The 17,471-nt window shown below is 71.0% G+C and carries 16 protein-coding genes; 9 read left to right on the top strand and 7 right to left on the bottom strand.

Translation table 11 applies throughout. From position 1 onward, the window contains the following. Nucleotides 1-230 precede the first annotated feature (230 nt). The 4 genes from ileS (at nt 231) to mutL (ending at nt 6,230) form a co-directional block, all read left to right on the top strand. On the top strand, nt 231-3,170 hold the full coding sequence (ileS, locus tag ACUN0C_RS07880) for an isoleucine--tRNA ligase (RefSeq protein WP_445465782.1): 2,940 nt from the start codon (nt 231-233) through the stop codon (nt 3,168-3,170). Continuing rightward, complete coding sequence (gene lspA, locus ACUN0C_RS07875) at nt 3,171-3,656, top strand: signal peptidase II (RefSeq protein WP_445465781.1); 486 nt, start codon at nt 3,171-3,173, stop codon at nt 3,654-3,656. It begins immediately after the preceding gene. An 87-nt stretch (nt 3,657-3,743) separates the two neighbouring features. Beyond that, nucleotides 3,744-4,376, top strand: a complete 633-nt coding sequence (locus tag ACUN0C_RS07870) for a hypothetical protein (protein WP_445465780.1) — start codon at nt 3,744-3,746, stop codon at nt 4,374-4,376. A gap of 72 nt (nt 4,377-4,448) precedes the next feature. Then, nucleotides 4,449-6,230 (top strand): DNA mismatch repair endonuclease MutL, encoded by a 1,782-nt coding sequence (gene mutL, locus ACUN0C_RS07865; RefSeq protein ID WP_445465779.1) that lies wholly within the window; start codon nt 4,449-4,451, stop codon nt 6,228-6,230. 126 nt (nt 6,231-6,356) lie between these two features. Here the strand turns inward: mutL and rsmD are convergent, their stop codons facing one another. Beyond that, the gene (rsmD, locus tag ACUN0C_RS07860) at nt 6,357-6,911 is read right to left on the bottom strand and encodes a 16S rRNA (guanine(966)-N(2))-methyltransferase RsmD (RefSeq protein WP_445465778.1); all 555 of its coding nucleotides are present in this window, start codon (nt 6,909-6,911) and stop codon (nt 6,357-6,359) included. Then, nucleotides 6,886-8,004: a pseudouridine synthase gene (locus ACUN0C_RS07855; protein ID WP_445465777.1), complete on the bottom strand. Its 1,119-nt coding sequence runs from the start codon at nt 8,002-8,004 to the stop codon at nt 6,886-6,888. The genes rsmD and ACUN0C_RS07855 overlap by 26 nt, the downstream gene beginning before the upstream one ends. Nucleotides 8,005-8,067: 63 nt before the next feature. On the opposite strand from ACUN0C_RS07855, the gene ACUN0C_RS07850 reads away from it, so the two are divergent. Beyond that, nucleotides 8,068-8,496: a nucleoside deaminase gene (locus ACUN0C_RS07850; protein WP_445465981.1), complete on the top strand. Its 429-nt coding sequence runs from the start codon at nt 8,068-8,070 to the stop codon at nt 8,494-8,496. A gap of 2 nt (nt 8,497-8,498) precedes the next feature. On the opposite strand, the gene ACUN0C_RS07845 is transcribed toward ACUN0C_RS07850, so the two are convergent. The 4 genes from ACUN0C_RS07845 to purD all read right to left on the bottom strand — a co-directional run bounded on the left by ACUN0C_RS07845 (nt 8,499) and on the right by purD (nt 12,714). After that, nucleotides 8,499-9,365, bottom strand: coding sequence for a patatin-like phospholipase family protein (locus ACUN0C_RS07845; RefSeq protein WP_445465776.1), 867 nt, complete (start codon nt 9,363-9,365; stop codon nt 8,499-8,501). A gap of 71 nt (nt 9,366-9,436) precedes the next feature. Next, nucleotides 9,437-10,534, bottom strand: a complete 1,098-nt coding sequence (locus tag ACUN0C_RS07840) for a phosphotransferase family protein (RefSeq protein WP_445465775.1) — start codon at nt 10,532-10,534, stop codon at nt 9,437-9,439. Beyond that, nucleotides 10,527-11,444, bottom strand: a complete 918-nt coding sequence (locus tag ACUN0C_RS07835; protein ID WP_445465774.1) for an alpha/beta fold hydrolase — start codon at nt 11,442-11,444, stop codon at nt 10,527-10,529. The genes ACUN0C_RS07840 and ACUN0C_RS07835 overlap by 8 nt, the downstream gene beginning before the upstream one ends. Next, nucleotides 11,437-12,714: a phosphoribosylamine--glycine ligase gene (gene purD / locus ACUN0C_RS07830; protein ID WP_445465773.1), complete on the bottom strand. Its 1,278-nt coding sequence runs from the start codon at nt 12,712-12,714 to the stop codon at nt 11,437-11,439. Before purD ends, ACUN0C_RS07835 begins: the two co-directional genes overlap by 8 nt. Before the next feature lie 184 nt (nt 12,715-12,898). Here purD and ubiA point away from each other — a divergent pair, with 184 nt between their 5' ends. Beyond that, nucleotides 12,899-13,831 carry a 4-hydroxybenzoate octaprenyltransferase gene (ubiA, locus tag ACUN0C_RS07825; protein ID WP_445465772.1) on the top strand — a complete coding sequence of 311 codons (933 nt, stop codon included), beginning with the start codon at nt 12,899-12,901 and terminating at the stop codon, nt 13,829-13,831. A gap of 6 nt (nt 13,832-13,837) precedes the next feature. On the opposite strand, the gene ACUN0C_RS07820 is transcribed toward ubiA, so the two are convergent. Further along, complete coding sequence (locus tag ACUN0C_RS07820; protein ID WP_445465771.1) at nt 13,838-14,572, bottom strand: DUF6101 family protein; 735 nt, start codon at nt 14,570-14,572, stop codon at nt 13,838-13,840. On the opposite strand from ACUN0C_RS07820, the gene ACUN0C_RS07815 reads away from it, so the two are divergent. Genes ACUN0C_RS07815 through ACUN0C_RS07805 form a run of 3 tightly spaced genes read left to right on the top strand, consistent with a single transcriptional unit; the run spans nt 14,555 to nt 17,468 of the window. Then, on the top strand, nt 14,555-15,370 hold the full coding sequence (locus tag ACUN0C_RS07815) for a 3'(2'),5'-bisphosphate nucleotidase CysQ (RefSeq protein WP_445465770.1): 816 nt from the start codon (nt 14,555-14,557) through the stop codon (nt 15,368-15,370). The genes ACUN0C_RS07820 and ACUN0C_RS07815 overlap by 18 nt on opposite strands. Before the next feature lie 18 nt (nt 15,371-15,388). Beyond that, nucleotides 15,389-15,643 carry a DUF4170 domain-containing protein gene (locus ACUN0C_RS07810; protein WP_445465769.1) on the top strand — a complete coding sequence of 85 codons (255 nt, stop codon included), beginning with the start codon at nt 15,389-15,391 and terminating at the stop codon, nt 15,641-15,643. Then, nucleotides 15,630-17,468 (top strand): ABC transporter ATP-binding protein, encoded by a 1,839-nt coding sequence (locus ACUN0C_RS07805; RefSeq protein WP_445465768.1) that lies wholly within the window; start codon nt 15,630-15,632, stop codon nt 17,466-17,468. The genes ACUN0C_RS07810 and ACUN0C_RS07805 overlap by 14 nt, the downstream gene beginning before the upstream one ends. The last annotated feature ends 3 nt before the right edge of the window (nt 17,469-17,471 follow it).

The following is a 17,471-nucleotide window of genomic DNA, read 5'->3' as shown; positions in this document are numbered from 1 at the left end:
CCACCAGCGGGTGAACAATCCGTCTTCGCATGGGCGAACGGTTGGCAAGCGGAGCTCGGCGGGCGCCTTCCCTTGCGCCGCGGCCTCCGCTAGAAGCGCGGCAATGCTGCCCTTATGTGCTGCCGGGTCACGAATTGTCCGCGCGGTTCCGGCCCCTGCCGGAGCCGGGTGACGCGCTGAATATCCAGCGCCTGCAGACCAGCGCCGTTTCGAGCCTTGAAGGCGATATGATGAACGACAAGAGAGAGGCCGCCCCGCGCCGCGAGGGGGAGGCCGATTACTCGAAGACCCTCTTCCTGCCCAGGACCGACTTTCCGATGCGTGCGGGCCTGCCGCAGAAGGAGCCCGAGATCCTGAAGCGCTGGGAGGAGATGGACCTTTTCGCCCGGCTGCGCGAGGCGGCGAGGGGGCGCGAGAAGTACGTCCTCCACGACGGCCCGCCCTATGCCAACGGCAACATCCATATCGGCACCGGGCTCAACAAGATCCTGAAGGACGTGGTGGTCCGCTCGCACCAGATGCTCGGTTACGACGCCAATTACGTCCCCGGCTGGGACTGCCACGGCCTGCCGATCGAATGGAAGATCGAGGAGGAGTACCGCGCCAGGGGCCGCAACAAGGACGCGGTGCCGATCAACGAGTTCCGCCGCGAGTGCCGCGAGTTCGCGAGCCACTGGATCGGCGTGCAGGCGGCCGAGTTCAAGCGGCTCGGCGTGGTCGGCGACTTTGCCGACCCCTACACGACGATGAGCTTCCCGGCCGAGGCGAGGATAGCGGGAGAGTTGATGAAGTTCGCTGCGAGCGGCCAGCTCTATCGCGGCTCCAAGCCCGTTATGTGGTCGGTCGTGGAGAAGACGGCGCTCGCCGAAGCGGAGGTCGAGTACCAGGACTACACGTCCGACACGATCTGGGCGAAATTCCCGGTGACGTCCGGGCCGCGCGCGCTGCGTAGCGCCGCGATCGTGATCTGGACGACGACGCCCTGGACCATTCCGGGCAACCGCGCCGTCGCCTACTCGCCACGGATCGCCTACGGCCTGTACGAGGTCACGGCCGCGCCGGCGGACAACTGGGCGCGCGCCGGCGACCGGCTGATCCTCGCCGACAGCCTTGCCGCCGAGGTGATGGCGCAGGCGCGGGTGGATTCGTACGCGCGGCTGGCCGACGTAAGCGCGGACGATTTCGGCACCATCGTCTGCGCGCATCCGCTTCGCGGGGCCGGGCTCGGCGGCTACCAGTTCGACGTCCCGCTGCTCGCCGGCGAGCATGTCAGCGAGGATACCGGCACCGGCTTCGTCCATACCGCGCCCGGTCACGGCCGCGAGGACTTCGAGATCTGGATGGAGCATCGGCGGGAGTTGGAGGAGAGCGGCGTCGACACGACGATTCCGTACACCGTCGATGCCGACGGCGCATTCACCGTCGACGCGCCGGGTTTCAAGGGCAGGCGGGTCATCACCGACAAGGGCGAGAAGGGCGACGCCAACCAGGCGGTGATCGCCGCGCTCGCCGAGGCCGGCATGCTGATCGCGCGCGGCCGGCTCAAGCACCAGTACCCGCACTCCTGGCGGTCGAAGAAGCCGGTCATCTTCCGCAACACGCCGCAATGGTTCATCCACATGGACCGCGACATCGAGGGCAGCGGCGACACGCTTCGCGCCCGTGCGCTCGACGCGATCGCGCAGACCCGCTTCGTGCCGCCGGCCGGGCAGAACCGGCTGCGCGGCATGATCGAGAACCGGCCGGACTGGGTCGTCTCGCGCCAGCGTGCCTGGGGCGTTCCGATCGCCGTCTTCGTCGAACGGGAGAGCGGCGCGGTCCTCGTCGACGAGGCCGTGAACGCGCGCATCCTCGACGCCTTCCGGGCGGAGGGCGCCGACGCCTGGTTCGCCGAGGGCGCCGCGGAGCGCTTCCTCCGCCCCGACCACGATCCGGCGAGGTTCGACAAGGTCGACGACATCCTCGACGTCTGGTTCGATTCAGGCTCGACCCACGCCTTCGTGCTGGAGGACCGGCCCGGCCTCAGATGGCCGGCGGACCTCTATCTGGAGGGCTCCGACCAGCACCGCGGCTGGTTCCATTCCTCGCTGCTGGAAAGCTGCGGCACGCGCGGCCGCGCGCCCTACGACGCCGTGCTGACGCACGGATTCGTCATGGCCGAGGACGGCCGGAAGATGTCGAAGTCGCTCGGCAACGTGGTCACGCCGCAGCAGGTCATCGAGCAGTCGGGCGCCGACATCCTGCGGCTCTGGGTCGTGTCGTCGGACTACAGCGAGGATCTCCGGATCGGGCCCGAGATCCTGAAGACGAACGTCGATTCCTACCGCAAGCTCCGTAACACGATCCGCTGGATGCTCGGGTCGCTGGCGCATTTCCGCGAGGGCGATGCCGTCGCGCCGGCCGAAATGCCCGAGCTCGAGCGGCTGATGCTGTCGGAACTCGCCCGTCTCGACGCGCTCGTCCGCGACGCCTATCGGGCCTTCGACTACAAGCGCATCTATTTCGCGCTGTTCAACTTCATGACGGTCGACCTGTCCGCCTTCTATTTCGACGTCCGCAAGGATGCGCTCTACTGCGACCCCGCCTCCTCGCTGAAGCGGAAGGCCGCGCTCACCGTCATCCACCGGCTGTTCGAGTGCCTCGTCACCTGGCTCGCGCCGATGCTGCCTTTCACCTGCGAGGAGGCCTGGACCGAGCGCCACGGGTCCGGCCCTTCGGTGCACGTCCGCCTGTTCGCGGACGTGCCGGCGGACTGGCGGGACGAGACGCTGGAGGCGCGCTGGGACCGCATCCGGGCGCTCCGCCGGGTCGTCACCGGCGCGCTGGAGATAGAGCGGCGCGAAAAGCGCATCGGCTCGTCGCTCGAGGCGGCGCCGGTCGTCCACGTTTCGGACCCGGACCTCATGGCAGCGATGGACGGCGTCGACCTCGCCGAGATCGCGATCACGAGCCAGGCGACGCTCCTGCAAGGCGAGGGCCCGCAGGACGCCTTCCGTCTGCCCGACGTGCCCGGCGTCGCGGTCGTTCCAGCGCTCGCCGAGGGGCGGAAATGCGCGCGGTCCTGGAAGATCCTGCCGGAGGTGGGCAGCGACCCGGACTATCCGGACGTGACGCTCCGCGACGCCGCCGCGCTGCGGGAGTTCGAGGCGGCGCGGCAGGCGGCGGAATAGATGGCGGTGTCGCCGCGCGCCGTCGGGGCCGCGGTCGCGCTCGCGGCGATCGCGGTCGACCAGGCCCACAAGGCCTGGATGCTCGGGCCGTTCGATATCGCATCGAAGGGGCGGATCGAGGCCGCACCCTTCCTCGACCTGGTGCTCGTGTGGAACCGCGGCGTGAGCTACGGGCTCTTCACGCAGGACGCCGACGCCGGTCAGTGGATCCTGATCGCGCTCGGCCTCGCCGGCGCCGCGCTGTTCTCCTGGTGGCTCAGGGACACCGACCGGGTGCTGCCCGCCGTCGCGCTCGGCCTCATCATCGGGGGCGCGCTCTCAAACGTGATCGACCGCATCGTCCACGGCGCTGTCGCCGACTTCTTCCTGCTCCATGCCGGCAGCTTCGAGTGGTACGTCTTCAACATCGCCGACGTCTGGATCACGGCGGGGGTGATCGGGATCATGCTCGCCTGGCTGACCGAGCGCCGTCAAAATGCCACGTAACCGTGAGAGCGGCAGGCGGGCGGCGCGAGGGTCGCGCGGCCGGGCTGCCGATGCTATAGACCGACCGCTCGGGCAAGGGGACCTGGAATGAGATTTTCGACCTCGGCGGCCAGGATGGTGCCGACGGCCTCCGTCGTATGGCTGGCGCTCGTTGCCGCCGGCTGCAGCCCCACGACCTACGGGACCGGCGAAGCGCCCGAGATGGCGATCTTCGGCGAGGTGACGGGAAACATCACCGGCCGAAGCGGCAAGCAGCCGATCGACTACAAGCCGCGGGCGCCGCTGGTGGTGCCGCCGCAGAACCAGCTGCGCGCGCCGGTCCAGGCCGCGGCCGCTTCCAGCCCGAACTGGCCGCAGGATCCCGATCAGCGCGTGCGCGGCGACCGGACGGCGGATCCCGGCCGGCCAGGCGGCGCGGACGACATGTCGCCGGAATACGTGGCGCGGCTGAAGCCGCTCGCCGAGCTCAACCGCGACCGGCCGCGTGTCGCCGAACCGAGCCCCGGCTCCGAGAACGCTCCGCGCGAGCTGATCGTCAACCGCAACCAGCGCCAGACCTTCCAGGCCGCGGTCGCGGACGCCGAAGGGACGAGCACGACCGAGCGCCGGTTCCTGACCGATCCGCCGCAGGAGTACCGTCAGCCGTCGGCCGACGCGCAGCAGGAATTCCAGGACATCCAGCCCAAGAAGCAGGGCTTCTTCAGCCGCCTGTTCAACTAGCGCCGCGCGCCGGCGCGGGCTTCACAGCCCCGCCGGATTCGGCAGAATCAGACCGATTCGCCGGAGGGACGATTGGCCATCCGCGTGCTGCCCGACCACGTCGTCAACCGCATCGCCGCGGGTGAGGTGGTCGAGCGCCCGGCGAGCGTCGTCAAGGAACTGGTCGAGAACGCCATCGACGCCGGCGCGCGCCGGATCGAGGTCGTCACGGCCGGCGGCGGCAAGAGCCTCGTCCGGGTTGCGGACGACGGCTGCGGCATCGCGCGCGCCGACCTGCCGCTCGCGCTCGCCAGGCATTGCACCTCCAAGCTCCGCCGCGACGACCTGAGCGAGATCGGAACGCTCGGCTTCCGCGGCGAGGCGCTCGCCTCGATTGGCGCGGTCGCCCGGCTCGCGATCACCACCAGGCATGCCGACGAGCCGCACGCCTGGACGATCGCCGCCGACGCCGGGCGCGTCGCGGAGCCCCGGCCGGCGAGCCATGCCTGCGGCACCACGACGGAAGTGCGCGACCTCTTCTTCGCCACGCCGGCGCGCCTCAAGTTCCTGCGCTCCGACCGCGCCGAGGCCTCCGCCGTCGCCGACGTGGTGAAGCGGCTGGCACTCGCCCATCCCGGTATCCGCTTCATCCTCGCCGGTGCCGACCGCAATCCGGTCGACTATCCGGCGCTCGGCGGGACCGGCGCCACGCTCGCGCGCATGGGCCAGGTCCTCGGGGCGGATTTCGCCGACAACGCCATGCCGGTCTTCGGCGAACGCGACGGTGTGCGGATCGAGGGCTTCGCCGGCCTGCCGACGCTGAACCGCGCCAACAGCCTCAGCCAGTTCGTCTTCGTGAACGGCAGGCCGCTCCGCGATCCGACGCTCGCCGGGGCGCTGCGCGCCGCCTATGCCGACGTGCTGGCGCGCGACCGCTATCCCGTGCTCGCCCTCTTCCTCGACCTGCCGCCCGCTGAAGTGGACGTGAACGTCCACCCCGCCAAGCTGGAGGTGCGCTTCCGCGATCCCGGCCTCGTCCGCGGCCTGATCATCGGCAGCATCCGCGACGCGCTGGCGAAGGAAGGCTTCCGGGCGGCGACGAGCGTCGGTGCGGCGACGCTGGAGGCGCTTCGCCCCGGCGCGCCGCAGGCGCGCGCGCCCACGGCCGACACCTGGCGCGGCTGGGCGGCCGAGCCGGCGCTTGCCGGCTTCGCGGAGGCCGGCCCCGCTCCATTCGCCCCGGCCGCGCCCCAGGCCGATGCCCATGCCGGCGAAGGGGAGCCGCCGCCTGCCGACTATCCGCTCGGGGCGGCGCGTGCCCAGATCCACGGCAACTACATCGTCGCCCAGACCGCGGACGGGCTCGTCATCGTCGACCAGCACGCCGCGCACGAGCGGATCGTCTACGAGAAGCTCAAAGCGGCGCTCTCCGGGCGTGCGGTTCCGCGCCAGATGCTGCTCATCCCGGAGATCGTCGACCTGCCGGCGGACGACGTCGACCGCATCCTCGCCCGCGCCGGTGAACTCGCGGAGGTCGGGCTCGCGGTGGAGGGTTTCGGGCCGGGCGCCGTGGCCGTGACCGAGACGCCGGCGCTCCTCGGCGCGGTCGACGCGCAGGCGCTCCTGCGCGACATCGCCGACGATCTCGCCGCCTGGGACGCCTCGACCCGGCTCCGCGAGCGGCTCGACCACGTCGCCGCGACGATGGCCTGCCACGGCTCGGTGCGGTCGGGCCGCCGTCTCAAGCCGGCGGAGATGGATGCGCTGCTGCGCGAGATGGAGGCGACGCCGCAGGCCGGCCAGTGCAATCACGGCCGCCCGACCTATGTCGAACTGAAGCTCTCCGACATCGAACGCCTGTTCGGCCGGCGGTGAGCCGATCCCCTCTCGGCGCCAGGAGCCGTAGGCAACTCTGAGGCATGCGGAGTTCCCGACCGGGACCGGCGCACGGGGCTCGCCGGCGAAGCCCAGGGAGCCGGCATCGCCGCCCGTCCGAGCCGGTCAGACGTTCCGAAGCACGAGGATCTGGCTGTCGCCCATCGCGCGCCGGTCGAGCGGCTCGAATCCCTCCGGCGGCGCGATCTCGGCGGCGGCCCGTTCTTCGAGAATGCAGACCGCGCCGGGCTCGAGCCATCCGCCTTTGCGCGCGCCGGCGAGCGCGCGCTCGCCGAACCCCTTGCCGTAGGGCGGGTCGCAGAAGACGAGGCCGAACGGCGCGATCGTGCCGGCGGAGCCGAGATCCGTCGCATCGCGGCGCAGGATCTTGGTGTGGCCGGTGAGCCCGAGGGCCTCGACGTTTTGCCGGATCAGCCCGCGCGCCCCGACGCCGGTTTCTACGAAATGCGCCTGCGCCGCGCCGCGCGACAGCGCTTCGAGGCCGAGCGCGCCCGTTCCGGCGAAGAGATCGAGCACGCGCGTTTCCGGCTCCGGCAGCCCGTAGCCGTGGGCGAGGATGTTGAAGAGCGTCTCGCGCAGCCTGTCGCTGGTCGGCCGGATGTCGTTCGAGCGCGGCCCGGCGAGGCTCCGGCCCCTAAGACGGCCGCCGACGATTCGCATGTCCGGGTCCCGGTTTGGCGCCGCGCCGGGCCGGCGTGCGGCTGCGCTTCGCCGGAGCGTCCGAATCGTCCGCCCCTTCTCCGCGTCCGCGGTCGGAGCGGGGCTTCCGCGTCGGAGCCTCCTCGGTCTGCCGCATCTTCCGTGCCGGCCTCTTCGCCGCTGCGCCGTCCTCGCTTCGCCCGGACCCGGCCTTCCTTGCAGGCACGTCGCGCTTGGCCGCGTCGCCCCTCGCAGGCCGGCCCGCAGCGCCTCGGCCCGCGCCTCCGGCGGGGCGGTTCGGCCGACCGGCCGGCCGGGGCTCGGTTTCGAAATCCACGCCTGCGGCGCGGGCGAGCTTCTCGCCGAGCTGGTCGCGCAGCACCCGGCCGCGCACCTCGCGCGCTTCGCCGGGCTCGAGATCGCCGAGCTGGAACGGGCCGTAGGAGATCCGGATGAGCCGGTTCACGGCGAGCCCGAGATGCTCGAGCACGCGCTTCACCTCCCGGTTCTTGCCTTCGCGCAGCCCGAGCGTCAGCCAATGATTGCCGCCCTGCGTCCGGTCGAGCGTCGCCTCGATGCCGCCGTAGATCATGCCGTCGATCGTCACGCCGCGCGCCAGCGCGTCGAGCGCCTGCTGCGTCACCTCGCCGTGCGCGCGGACGCGGTAACGCCTGAGCCAGCCCGTGGAGGGCAGCTCGAGCACGCGGGCGAGCCCGCCGTCATTGGTGAGGAGCAACAGGCCCTCGGTGTTGATGTCGAGGCGGCCGATCGTGACGACCCGCGGCATGTCCGCCGGCAGCGCAGAAAACACCGTCGGCCGCCCCTCCGGGTCGCGGTTGGTGGTGACGAGCCCCTTCGGCTTGTGGAAGAGCCAGAGGCGCGTCCGCTCCCGCGCCGGCAGCAGGTTGCCGTCGACCACGATCCGCTCGCTGCCGGCGATCGTGAAGGCCGGCGTGGCGAGCACCTTGCCGTCGACGCTCACGCGCCCTTCCTCGATGAGCCGCTCCGCGTCGCGGCGCGAGCAGAGCCCGGAGCGCGCGATCACCTTGGCGATGCGCTCGCCCTTGGGCGCCTCGCCGCCGCCTTGCGTTTTCCCCGATCCACCGCCACTCATGCCGGTTCCCTAGCAGAAGGGCGGAGGCGAGGCGAGGTGAGCGACGGCCGGCCGGCGAGTTTCATGGATCTCGCCCTCGCCGAGGCGCGTGCGGCGGCGGCGCGCGGGGAGGTGCCGGTCGGCGCGGTGCTCGTCTGCGGCGGCGAGGCGATCGCCGCCGCAGGCAACCGGACGCGCGAGCTGAACGACGTCACCGCCCATGCGGAGATGCTGGTGATCCGGGAAGCCTCGCGGTCGCTCGGGACCGAGCGGCTCTCGGGCTGCGATCTCTACGTCACGCTCGAGCCGTGCGCGATGTGCGCGGCGGCGATCGCCTTCGCCCGGATCAGGCGGCTCTATTTCGGCGCGGGCGACCCGAAGGGCGGCGCCGTCGAGCACGGCGTGCGCTTCTATGCCGACCCGACCTGCCATCATCGCCCGGAGGTCTATTCCGGTATTGGGGAAGGCGAGGCCGGGCGGCTTCTGAAGGCCTTTTTCGCCGAGCGGCGATAGCCTCAGTTCACGAGCTCCAGGCGGGGATCGGCGAAGGGCGAGTCGAGCGCGTGCTCGAGCCGCCGTTTCAGGTCGTCCTTGAAGGCGCCGTTCATGGCGAGGATCGCCTCCGACTTCAGGAAGTCGAGGACGAAGATGCCGTTGATCTCCGGCCGGACGAGGATGTCGGGCTGCTGGCGCAGCAGCTTCTCGGCGATGATCGACTGCATCGAGATCTGCGCCGCACCGACGACCGTCTCCAGAAGGCCGGGCTGGCGGTCCGGGTCGCCGGACGGGCCGCCCGCGACGTCGCAGGCGATCACCAGCTCCGCTTCCGACACCAGGTCGAAGGGCAGCGGATTGCAGGCCCCGCCGTCGATCTGGATGCGGTCGTTCAGCTTCATCGGCCGGAAGATGGCGGGAATGGCGATCGAGGCGGCGAGGGCCGGCCTGAGCGGCCCCGTCTCGATCACCGATTCGGTCCAGCCGTAGAAGTCGCAGGCGACGATCTTCAGCGGGATGGCGAGCTCCTCGAAGGTCGCCGGCACGCATTCGATGCCCGGCACGAAGGTCTCGATGATGAGCTCGGGGTCGAATTGCGGCGAGAGCTGGCGGCCGCGCAGGAGATCGGCGATGGCGAGCGGGCGCGCGCGCCACAGCCGCGCCAGCACCTCCTTGCGCTTGCCGAAGAAGGCGCAGGCGCCCTCGCGCATGTCGCGGCCCGAGAGCCCGGCCGCATAGCCGGCGCCGACGATCGCGCCGATCGATGTGCCGGCGATGACGCTCGGCTTCACGCCGAGCTCGTCGAGCGCCTCGCAGACCAGGATGTGCGCGATGCCGCGTGCGCCGCCGCCTCCCAGCGCGAGGCCTATCCGTTTGTCGGAGCTCATGAATCTCCCTTCCCCCGACGAGGATGCGGCGGACCCGCCGCCGAAACAAGGGCAGTATTGATCAAGCTCCGTTACGGTCCGGTAACAGTGCCGGCGCGATCGGCGAAGGACCAGGCGCGTTCGGCGAGCGGCCGGACCTGCCAGGCGGAGAGCGCGGCCTGCTCGCTGGCGGCGTTCCCGGCCCGCGAACGCGCCGCGACGCCGGCGAGGATGGCCGCCATCCGGAAGAAATTGAAGGCGAGATAGACGTCGAGATGCGCGCCCACTGAGAGCCCCGTCCGCGCCTCGTAGCGGGCGACGTAGGCGGAAAGGTGCGGGATGCCGAGGGCGGCGAGATCGCGGCCGGCGAGCGAGGCCGTGCCGGCGCCGCGGGCGTCGGGCGGCATGTGCCACTGCATGAGGTGGTAGGTGAAATCGGCGACGGGATCGCCCAGGGTGGCGAGCTCCCAGTCGAGCACGGCGGCGATCCGCGGCCCGTCGGGCGCGAGGACGAGGTTGTCGAGCCGGTAGTCGCCGTGGACGATGCGCGCGGGCCCCTCCGGCGGCAGATGCTCCGGCAGCCACTCGATCAGCCGATCCATCGCCGCCACCGGCTCGGCTGCGCTCGCCTGGTACTGCTGCGACCAGCGCTTCACCTGGCGCGCGACGTAGCCGGTCGGGCGGCCGAAATCGCCGAGGCCGAGGGCTTCCGGATCGAAGCCATGCAACTGCGCCAGCGTCGCGTTCATGGCGTCATAGGTCGCCGCGCGCTCCTCGGTGCTCGCGCCGGGCATCCACGGCTCCCAGACGATCCGGCCCGGAACGTGGTCCATCACGTAGAACGTCGTGCCGAGCACCGCGGCGTCCTCTTCCAGCGCATGGACGCGTGCCACGGGAAAGCCGGCGGCGCCGAGGGCCTTCTGGACGCGGAACTCGCGGTCGACGGCATGTGCGGAGGGAAGCAGAGCGCCCGGCGGCTTGCGCCGAAGCACGTACCGGCCGGACGGCGCGGTGACGAGGTAGGTCGGGTTCGACTGCCCGCCGCGGAACTGGGCGATCTCCGCCGGGCCGCGATAGAGCGGCACATGCGCGGCCATCCAGCCGTCGAGCCTCGCGGCGTCGAGCGCGAGGCGCTCGGGGACCGACCGCGTGCCGGAGAAGGCCTCCTGCCGATCCTCCGCCTCAGCCACCCGCGTCCCCGGCCAGGAAATCGAGGAGCGCGGCGGCGGTGGACTCCGCATTCTCCTCCTGCGGAAAATGGCCGCTCACGACCGACGAGACCGTCACCGCACCCGCCCATTCCCGCCATATCCCGGCGACGTCGCCGGTCGCCGCCGGGAAGCCGTCGCCGCCATGGACGACATGGAGGGGGCAGGCGATCCGCCGGCCGGCCTGGTAGTCCGCCTTGTCGGCCTCGTAATCGCAGGTCGCGCCGGCGCGATAGTCCTCGCACAGCGCATGGATGCGCGCCGGATCCTCGAAGAGCGCGCGGTAATGCAGGAGAGCGCCCGGATCGAAGGAAGAGAGGTCCTTGGCGCGCGTCCAGCTCGCCAGCGTGTGGTCGCAGAAATGGTAGCCCGCCGCGCCGGCGAGCAGGCGTTCGGGGAACGGCTCGGGCCGGGCGAGGAAGGCCCAGTGATAGGCCTTCAGCGCCAGCGTCCTGGAGAAGCGCTCCCACATGACGAAGGTCGGCACGATCTCGACGACCGCGAGGCGCGTGAGCACGCCCGGGCTGTCGAGCGCGAGCCGGTATCCGACGCGGCCGCCCCTGTCGTGACCGACGAGCGCGAAACGCTCGTGACCGAGCGCCCGCATGACCTCGACCACGTCGCGCGCCATCGCCCGCTTCGCGTAGCCGCGGTGATCGGGCCCGGCGGGCGGACAGCTGCTGGCGCCGTATCCGCGGAGGTCGGGGATCACCAGCGTGAAGCGGTCGGCGAGACGCGGCGCGACGCGGTGCCAGGTGACGTGGGTCTGCGGAAAGCCGTGGAGAAGCACCACGGGCGGGCCGGAGCCGCCGATCCGCAGGGCTATTTCCGCCTCGCCCGTATCGACGGTTCGGCTCTCGAAGCCGGGAAAGAGATCGGCCCCCTCAGGCATCGGTCCCGCGCTCCCGCGCGACCGCGCGCCAGCCGATGTCGCGCCGGCAGAAGCCGTCCGGCCACTCGATCAGGCCGACGGCTTCATAGGCGCGCGCCTGCGCTTCCGCGACGGTGCGTCCGCGTGCGGTCACGTTGAGCACGCGCCCGCCCGACGCGAGCACGCGCTCGCCGTCGCGCTTCGTCCCGGCATGGAAGATCTCGACGCCCTCGACCGCTGCCGCCCGCTCGAGCCCTCCGATCTCGCTGCCGGTGGCATAGCCGCCCGGATAGCCGCGCGCCGCGAGCACCACGGTCAGCGCCGGGTCGTCGTGCCAGCGGATGCTGGTGCGCGCGAGCTCGCCGTCCACCGTCGCGTTCATCAGCGTCAGGAGATCGTCCTTCAGCCGCATCATCAGAACCTGGCACTCCGGGTCGCCGAAGCGGACGTTGTACTCGATGAGCTTCGGCCCGCCGGCGCCGATCATCAAGCCCGCATAGAGCACGCCACGATAGGGGATACCGCGCGCGGCGAGCGCATCGACGGTCGGCCGGACGATCCGCGCCATGGTTTCCTCGATGAGCGCGGGCGTCATCACCGGGGCGGGCGAGTAGGCGCCCATGCCGCCGGTATTGGGCCCCTCGTCGCCGTCGAAGGCACGCTTGTGGTCCTGCGCGGTCGCGAGCGGGATGACCGTCTTGCCGTCAGAAAGGGCGAAGAAGCTCGCCTCCTCGCCTTCGAGAAAGTCCTCGATCACGAGCGAGCCCCCGCCCGGCGCGGCAAAGACCGCATTCACCGCGGCGATCGCCTCGGCGTGGTCGAGCGCAACGGTCACGCCCTTACCGGCGGCCAGGCCGTCGGCCTTGACCACGATCGGGAGCGGCCTGCCTTCCAGATAGGCGAGGGCGGGTTCCCGCTCGGAGAAGGCGGCATAATCAGCGGTGGGGATGCCCGCGTCGCGGCAGAGGCTCTTGGTGAAGGCCTTGGAGCCCTCCAGCTGCGCTGCCGCCCGCGTGGGGCCGAACGCGCGGATCCCGGCCGCCGCGAGATCGTCGACCAGCCCTGCCACGAGCGGCACTTCGGGGCCGACCACGACGAGGTCGATCGCTTGATCGCGGCAGAAGGCGGCGACCGCCGGGTGGTCGGCGACATCGAGGGGGGCGCACTCGGCGAGCGCGCAGATCCCGCCATTGCCGGGCGCGGCATAGAGCTTGGTCAGGAGCGGGGAGGCGGAGAGCGCCCAGGCGAGCGCATGCTCCCGTCCGCCCGACCCGATGAGTAGCACCCGCATGATCCGTCCCGTCCGCCCCGCCTCAAGAAGGGTCGATTACCACGAGCGGGCAGGGTTACAAGCACGCAGGGCCGGGGCAGGGGGCAGGGGGCAGCCGCCGCCGTCGGGCCGGCGGCGTCGTCGGCTCCTCGGCCGCGCGTTGCGCAGCCTTGACCCGGCGGCGCCTTCGCGCGAGCACTTCGCAATGACAGCCCGCGCGGACAGCCTTCCCGACGCCGCCCCCCGCAACTGGGTCGACCGCCATGCGCCCGGTTGGCTGAGGCCTTATGCCAGGCTCGCGCGCTGGGACCGGCCCATCGGCTGGTGGCTCCTGCTCTGGCCGTGCTGGTGGTCGGCGGCGCTCGCGGCGATCGCGGCGGGGAGGAGCTTTCCCGTCCTCTGGCACCTCGCTTTCTTCCTCGTCGGCGCGATCGCCATGCGCGGCGCCGGCTGCACCTACAACGACTTCATCGATCGCGACCTCGACGCGCAGGTGGCGCGGACGCGGATGCGGCCGATCGCGTCAGGCGCCGTGAGCGCGCGGCAAGCTGCCGTGTTCCTCGTGCTTCAGGCGCTGGTCGGCCTGGCCGTGCTCCTGCAATTCAACGCCTTCACGATCTGGCTCGGCCTCGCGTCGCTCCTGGTGGTCGCCTTCTACCCCTTCGCCAAGCGGGTGACGGACTGGCCGCAGGTCGTGCTCGGCTTCGCCTTCTCCTGGGGCGCGCTGATGGGCTGGGCGGCGCTCTTCGGCGGGCTGGGCTTCGCGCCGCTCGCCCTTTATGCCGGCGCGATCGCCTGGACGATCGGCTACGACACGATCTACGCCCTGCAGGACCGCGAGGACGACGCCGTGGTCGGCGTGCGGTCGACGGCGCGACTCTTCGGCGGCCGGGCGCGGCTCGGGATCGCGCTCTTCTTCGCCCTGGCGATCCTGCTCTTCGGATTGGCGTTCGTGGCGGCCGATGCCGGCATCTTCGCGTTCGGGGGCCTTGCAGCCGCGGCGGCGCATTTCGCCTGGCAGGTGGCGACGCTCGATCCCCGCGACACCGCGAGCGCGCTGCGCCGCTTCAAGGCGAACAGCACGACGGGCTGGATCCTCTTCGTCGGGCTTCTGCTCGACGCCGCTCTGCGGTTTTGAGCGCGCTCAGGTCCGGGCGATGATCTCGCGCCCGCTCAAGGGGGGCGCGAGCGGCGCCCCGCCGACGCGGCGGCGGGCCAGGAAGCGCGGCCTGGGACGCAGCTTGGTCCGCCTCCCCTCCGGGGTGGCGGCCCAGGAGGCCGGGCGAAGAAGCTGCGTCTCGAAGGTGCCGTCGGGCGCCAGGATCACCACCGGCAGGTTCAGGTCGGCCGCGATGCGGTCCCGCACGGCGATCGCTTCCTCGCGGTCCGCACCGTCGCCCACGTCGAGGGTCAGGCCGGGGTCCCGGTGGAGCATGCGCACGCGGTAGCCGGTCTCGGCCTCGACGGCGGCAATGCCGTGGAAGGCCGAGGCCGCGACCCTGATCAGGCACGGCAAGCCCGCGATGCGACGCGACAGCATCACCGATCGGCGGTCGGCCACGGCCGTGAACGGCGCATCGTCGCCGGCGCGGCCGGCAAAGCGCAGAGAAGGCAAGGAAGCGAGCCGCCCGATCGGGCGACCCGCGCCTTCGAAACCCCTGTCCAGTTCTGATCGACGCATCGTGCTCTGTCTCTCGAAGCCGTTCGGCTCTCCGTTGGAAGAGACTAGACGCCAATCCGTCTGAGACTGCTTAAACGGTTTGGTTAAGGGATGGTTTGCGCCGGAACAGGGTAACGGCGCGCTGAATTGACGGCTCGATGCTGGCGTTTTCGCACTGCGATCACCATATTGCAGAGCAACATGACCGATACCTTCCATTCCGATCGAACCCTCCTCGAGGAGGCGGCACGCGAAGCCGGCGCACTCGCCCTCAGCTTCTTCCGGCGGGACTGCCAGTCCTGGTCGAAGGAGGGCGGCTCGCCGGTGACGGAGGCGGACTTCGCCGTCGATCGCTTCCTCAACGAAACCCTTCTCGCGGCCCGGCCGGATTACGGCTGGCTGTCGGAGGAAACCGCGGACGACCCGGCCCGCAGGGACTGCGACGCGGTCTTCGTCATCGACCCGATCGACGGCACCCGCGGCTTCATGGCCGGCGACGAGCGCTGGTGCGTGAGCCTCGCCGTCGTGAGGGATGGGCGGCCGGTCGCGGCCGCGCTCTATGCGCCGGCCCTCGATCGCCTCTACACCGCGACCGCAGGCGGCGGCGCCCACGCCGAAGGCGAGGCGATCGCCGTTTCTTCCCGCCGCGAAGTGCGCGAGGCCGCCATCGGCGGGCCGAAGGGCTGGTTCCGGCACGATACGATGCAGCGGCTCGGCGCCCGCCACGCGCCCTACCTGCCGTCGCTCGCCTACAGGTTCGCACTGGTGGCCGACGGAAGCCTCGACGGCGCGTTCGCCAAGCCGCGCGCGCACGACTGGGACCTTGCGGCTGCGGACCTTTTGGTGCACGAAGCCGGCGGGCGGTTGACATCCGTGGACGGGCAGTCGCTCCTGTACAATCGCGAGTCGTTGCGCCACGGCGCGCTGGCAGCCGGCAACGCCGTGCTCCATCCGGAACTCCTGGCCGCGGTTCACGGCGTCATCCGCGACGAGGAGCGCGCCGGCCAGGCGGCCTAAGGACCCGGAGCAAGGACGATGGTGGTCGAAGAGAGCAGGCCAGGCGACCAGCTGCTTCATCTCGTCTTCGGCGGAGAACTGGAATCGCTCGAACGGATCCGGTTCCGGGACCTCAAGAAGCTCGACATCGTCGGCATCTATCCGAACTATGCCCAGGCCTACGCGGCCTGGAAGGAGAAGGCGCAGCTGACGGTCGACAACGCCCAGATGCGCTACTTCATCGTCCATCTCCACCGTCTGCTCGAGCCAGGCGGGGCCGATGCAACGGGTTGACGGTCCCACCCTGCCGATCGCGGATGGAACGCGGCCGCAGGAGGGCTGGTCCGTCGCCGAGGACGCCACCTGGCCGGTGCTGTCGCGGCTCTTCCGGGAAAGCGTGGCGCCGAACTGGAAGGTGCTGACGGTCGCGATCGCGGCCATGGTGGCGACGGCGGCGACCTCGGGCGTGCTGCCCTTCCTGATGCAGATGGTGGCGGACGAGGTCTTCATCGCGAAGGACGAGCGGCTGCTCTTCGTGCTGCCGGGGCTCGTCGTCCTGGTGATGACGTTCCGCGCGGCCGCCGACTGGGTGTCGCAGGTCGCGGACGCGTGGCTGGGCAACCAGGTCGTCGCCGATCTGCGCATCCGCATGTTCGACACGCTCGCCCACGCCGATCTCGGCTGGATCCAGCGCACGCATTCGGGCCGCTTCGTCTCCGCCTTCGTGAACGACACGCCGATCGTGGACCGGGCGGCGGCGAAGACCATGACCGCGCTGGTGAAGAACGGCCTCAGCGTCGTCTTCCTCGTCGGCGCGATGTTCTACATGGATTGGCGGCTGGCGTTCCTCGTGGTCGCCGGGCTGCCGTTCGCGGTCCTGTTCCTCGGCCGGCAGAAGAAGCGGATCAGCGGCTCGGTCCGGCAGTCGCTGCAGGAGGCGGGCGACCTCGGCTCGATGCTGACGCAGACGCTCCAGGGCATCCGCGTCGTGAAGGCCTATCGCCAGGAGGCCGAGGAGGCGAAACGCTTCCGGAGCATCGTCGGCAACATGGTCAACTACCTGATGCGCACCGCGCGCTCGCGCGCGGCGGTCGGGCCGGTGACCGAAGCGCTCTCCGGCATCGGCTTCGCGGCCGCGATCCTCTACGGCGGCTGGCAGGGCATCAACGGCACCGTCAGCCTCGGCCATTTCATGGGCTTCATGACCGCCGCGATGCTGACCTACCAGCCGCTCAAGGCGCTGGCGAGCACGCAGGCCTCCCTCAGCGAGGGCGTCACGGCGGCGAGCCGGGTGTTCGCGATCATCGACTACGCCTCGCACGTGACGGAGGCGCGCAACGCCCGCACGCTCAGGGTCACGAGCGGCGCGATCGCCTTCGAGCACGTCCATTTCGGCTACGATTCCGGCAAGCCGGTGCTGGCCGATTTCGACCTCGAGATCGGTGCGGGCCAGAAGGTGGCGCTGGTCGGTCCGAGCGGCGCCGGCAAGAGCACGGTCATCAACCTCCTGCTGCGCTTCTTCGATCCCTCGGCCGGGCGCATTCTCATCGACGGCCAGGACATTCGCGGGGCGACGCTCGCCAGCCTGCGCAGCGCGACGGCGCTCCTGACGCAGGAGCCGATCCTCTTCGACGACACGGTGGCCGCGAACATCGCCTACGGGTCCGAGGGTGCGCCCATGGAGGCGATCCTGGCCGCCGCCGAAGCCGCCGCCGCCCACGATTTCATCATGCGGCTGCCGGACGGCTACGACACCCGCGTCGGCGAGGCCGGCGGGCGTCTCTCCGGCGGCGAGCGCCAGCGCATCGCCTTCGCCCGTGCCATGCTGCGCGCAGCGCCGATCCTGCTCCTCGACGAGCCGACCAGTTCGCTCGACGCCGAGGCCGAGGCCAAGGTGCAGGCGGCGATGGACAGGCTGCTCTCCGGCCGCACGGTGGTCATGATCGCGCACCGCCTGTCCACGGTTAAGAAGGCGGACATGATCTGCTTCATGGACCAGGGGCGGATCGTCGAGCTCGGCACGCACGCGGAGCTGCTCGCCAGGAACGGCGCCTATTCGCGAATGTTCGGGACGCAGTTCGCGACCGACGGGCCGGCCCTCGTGGCGCTCGGCGGCTGATCC

This window comes from Faunimonas sp. B44 (genome assembly GCF_052655945.1).
Note: the sequence above shows the minus strand (reverse complement) of the source record. Positions and strands in the feature narration are given on the sequence as shown.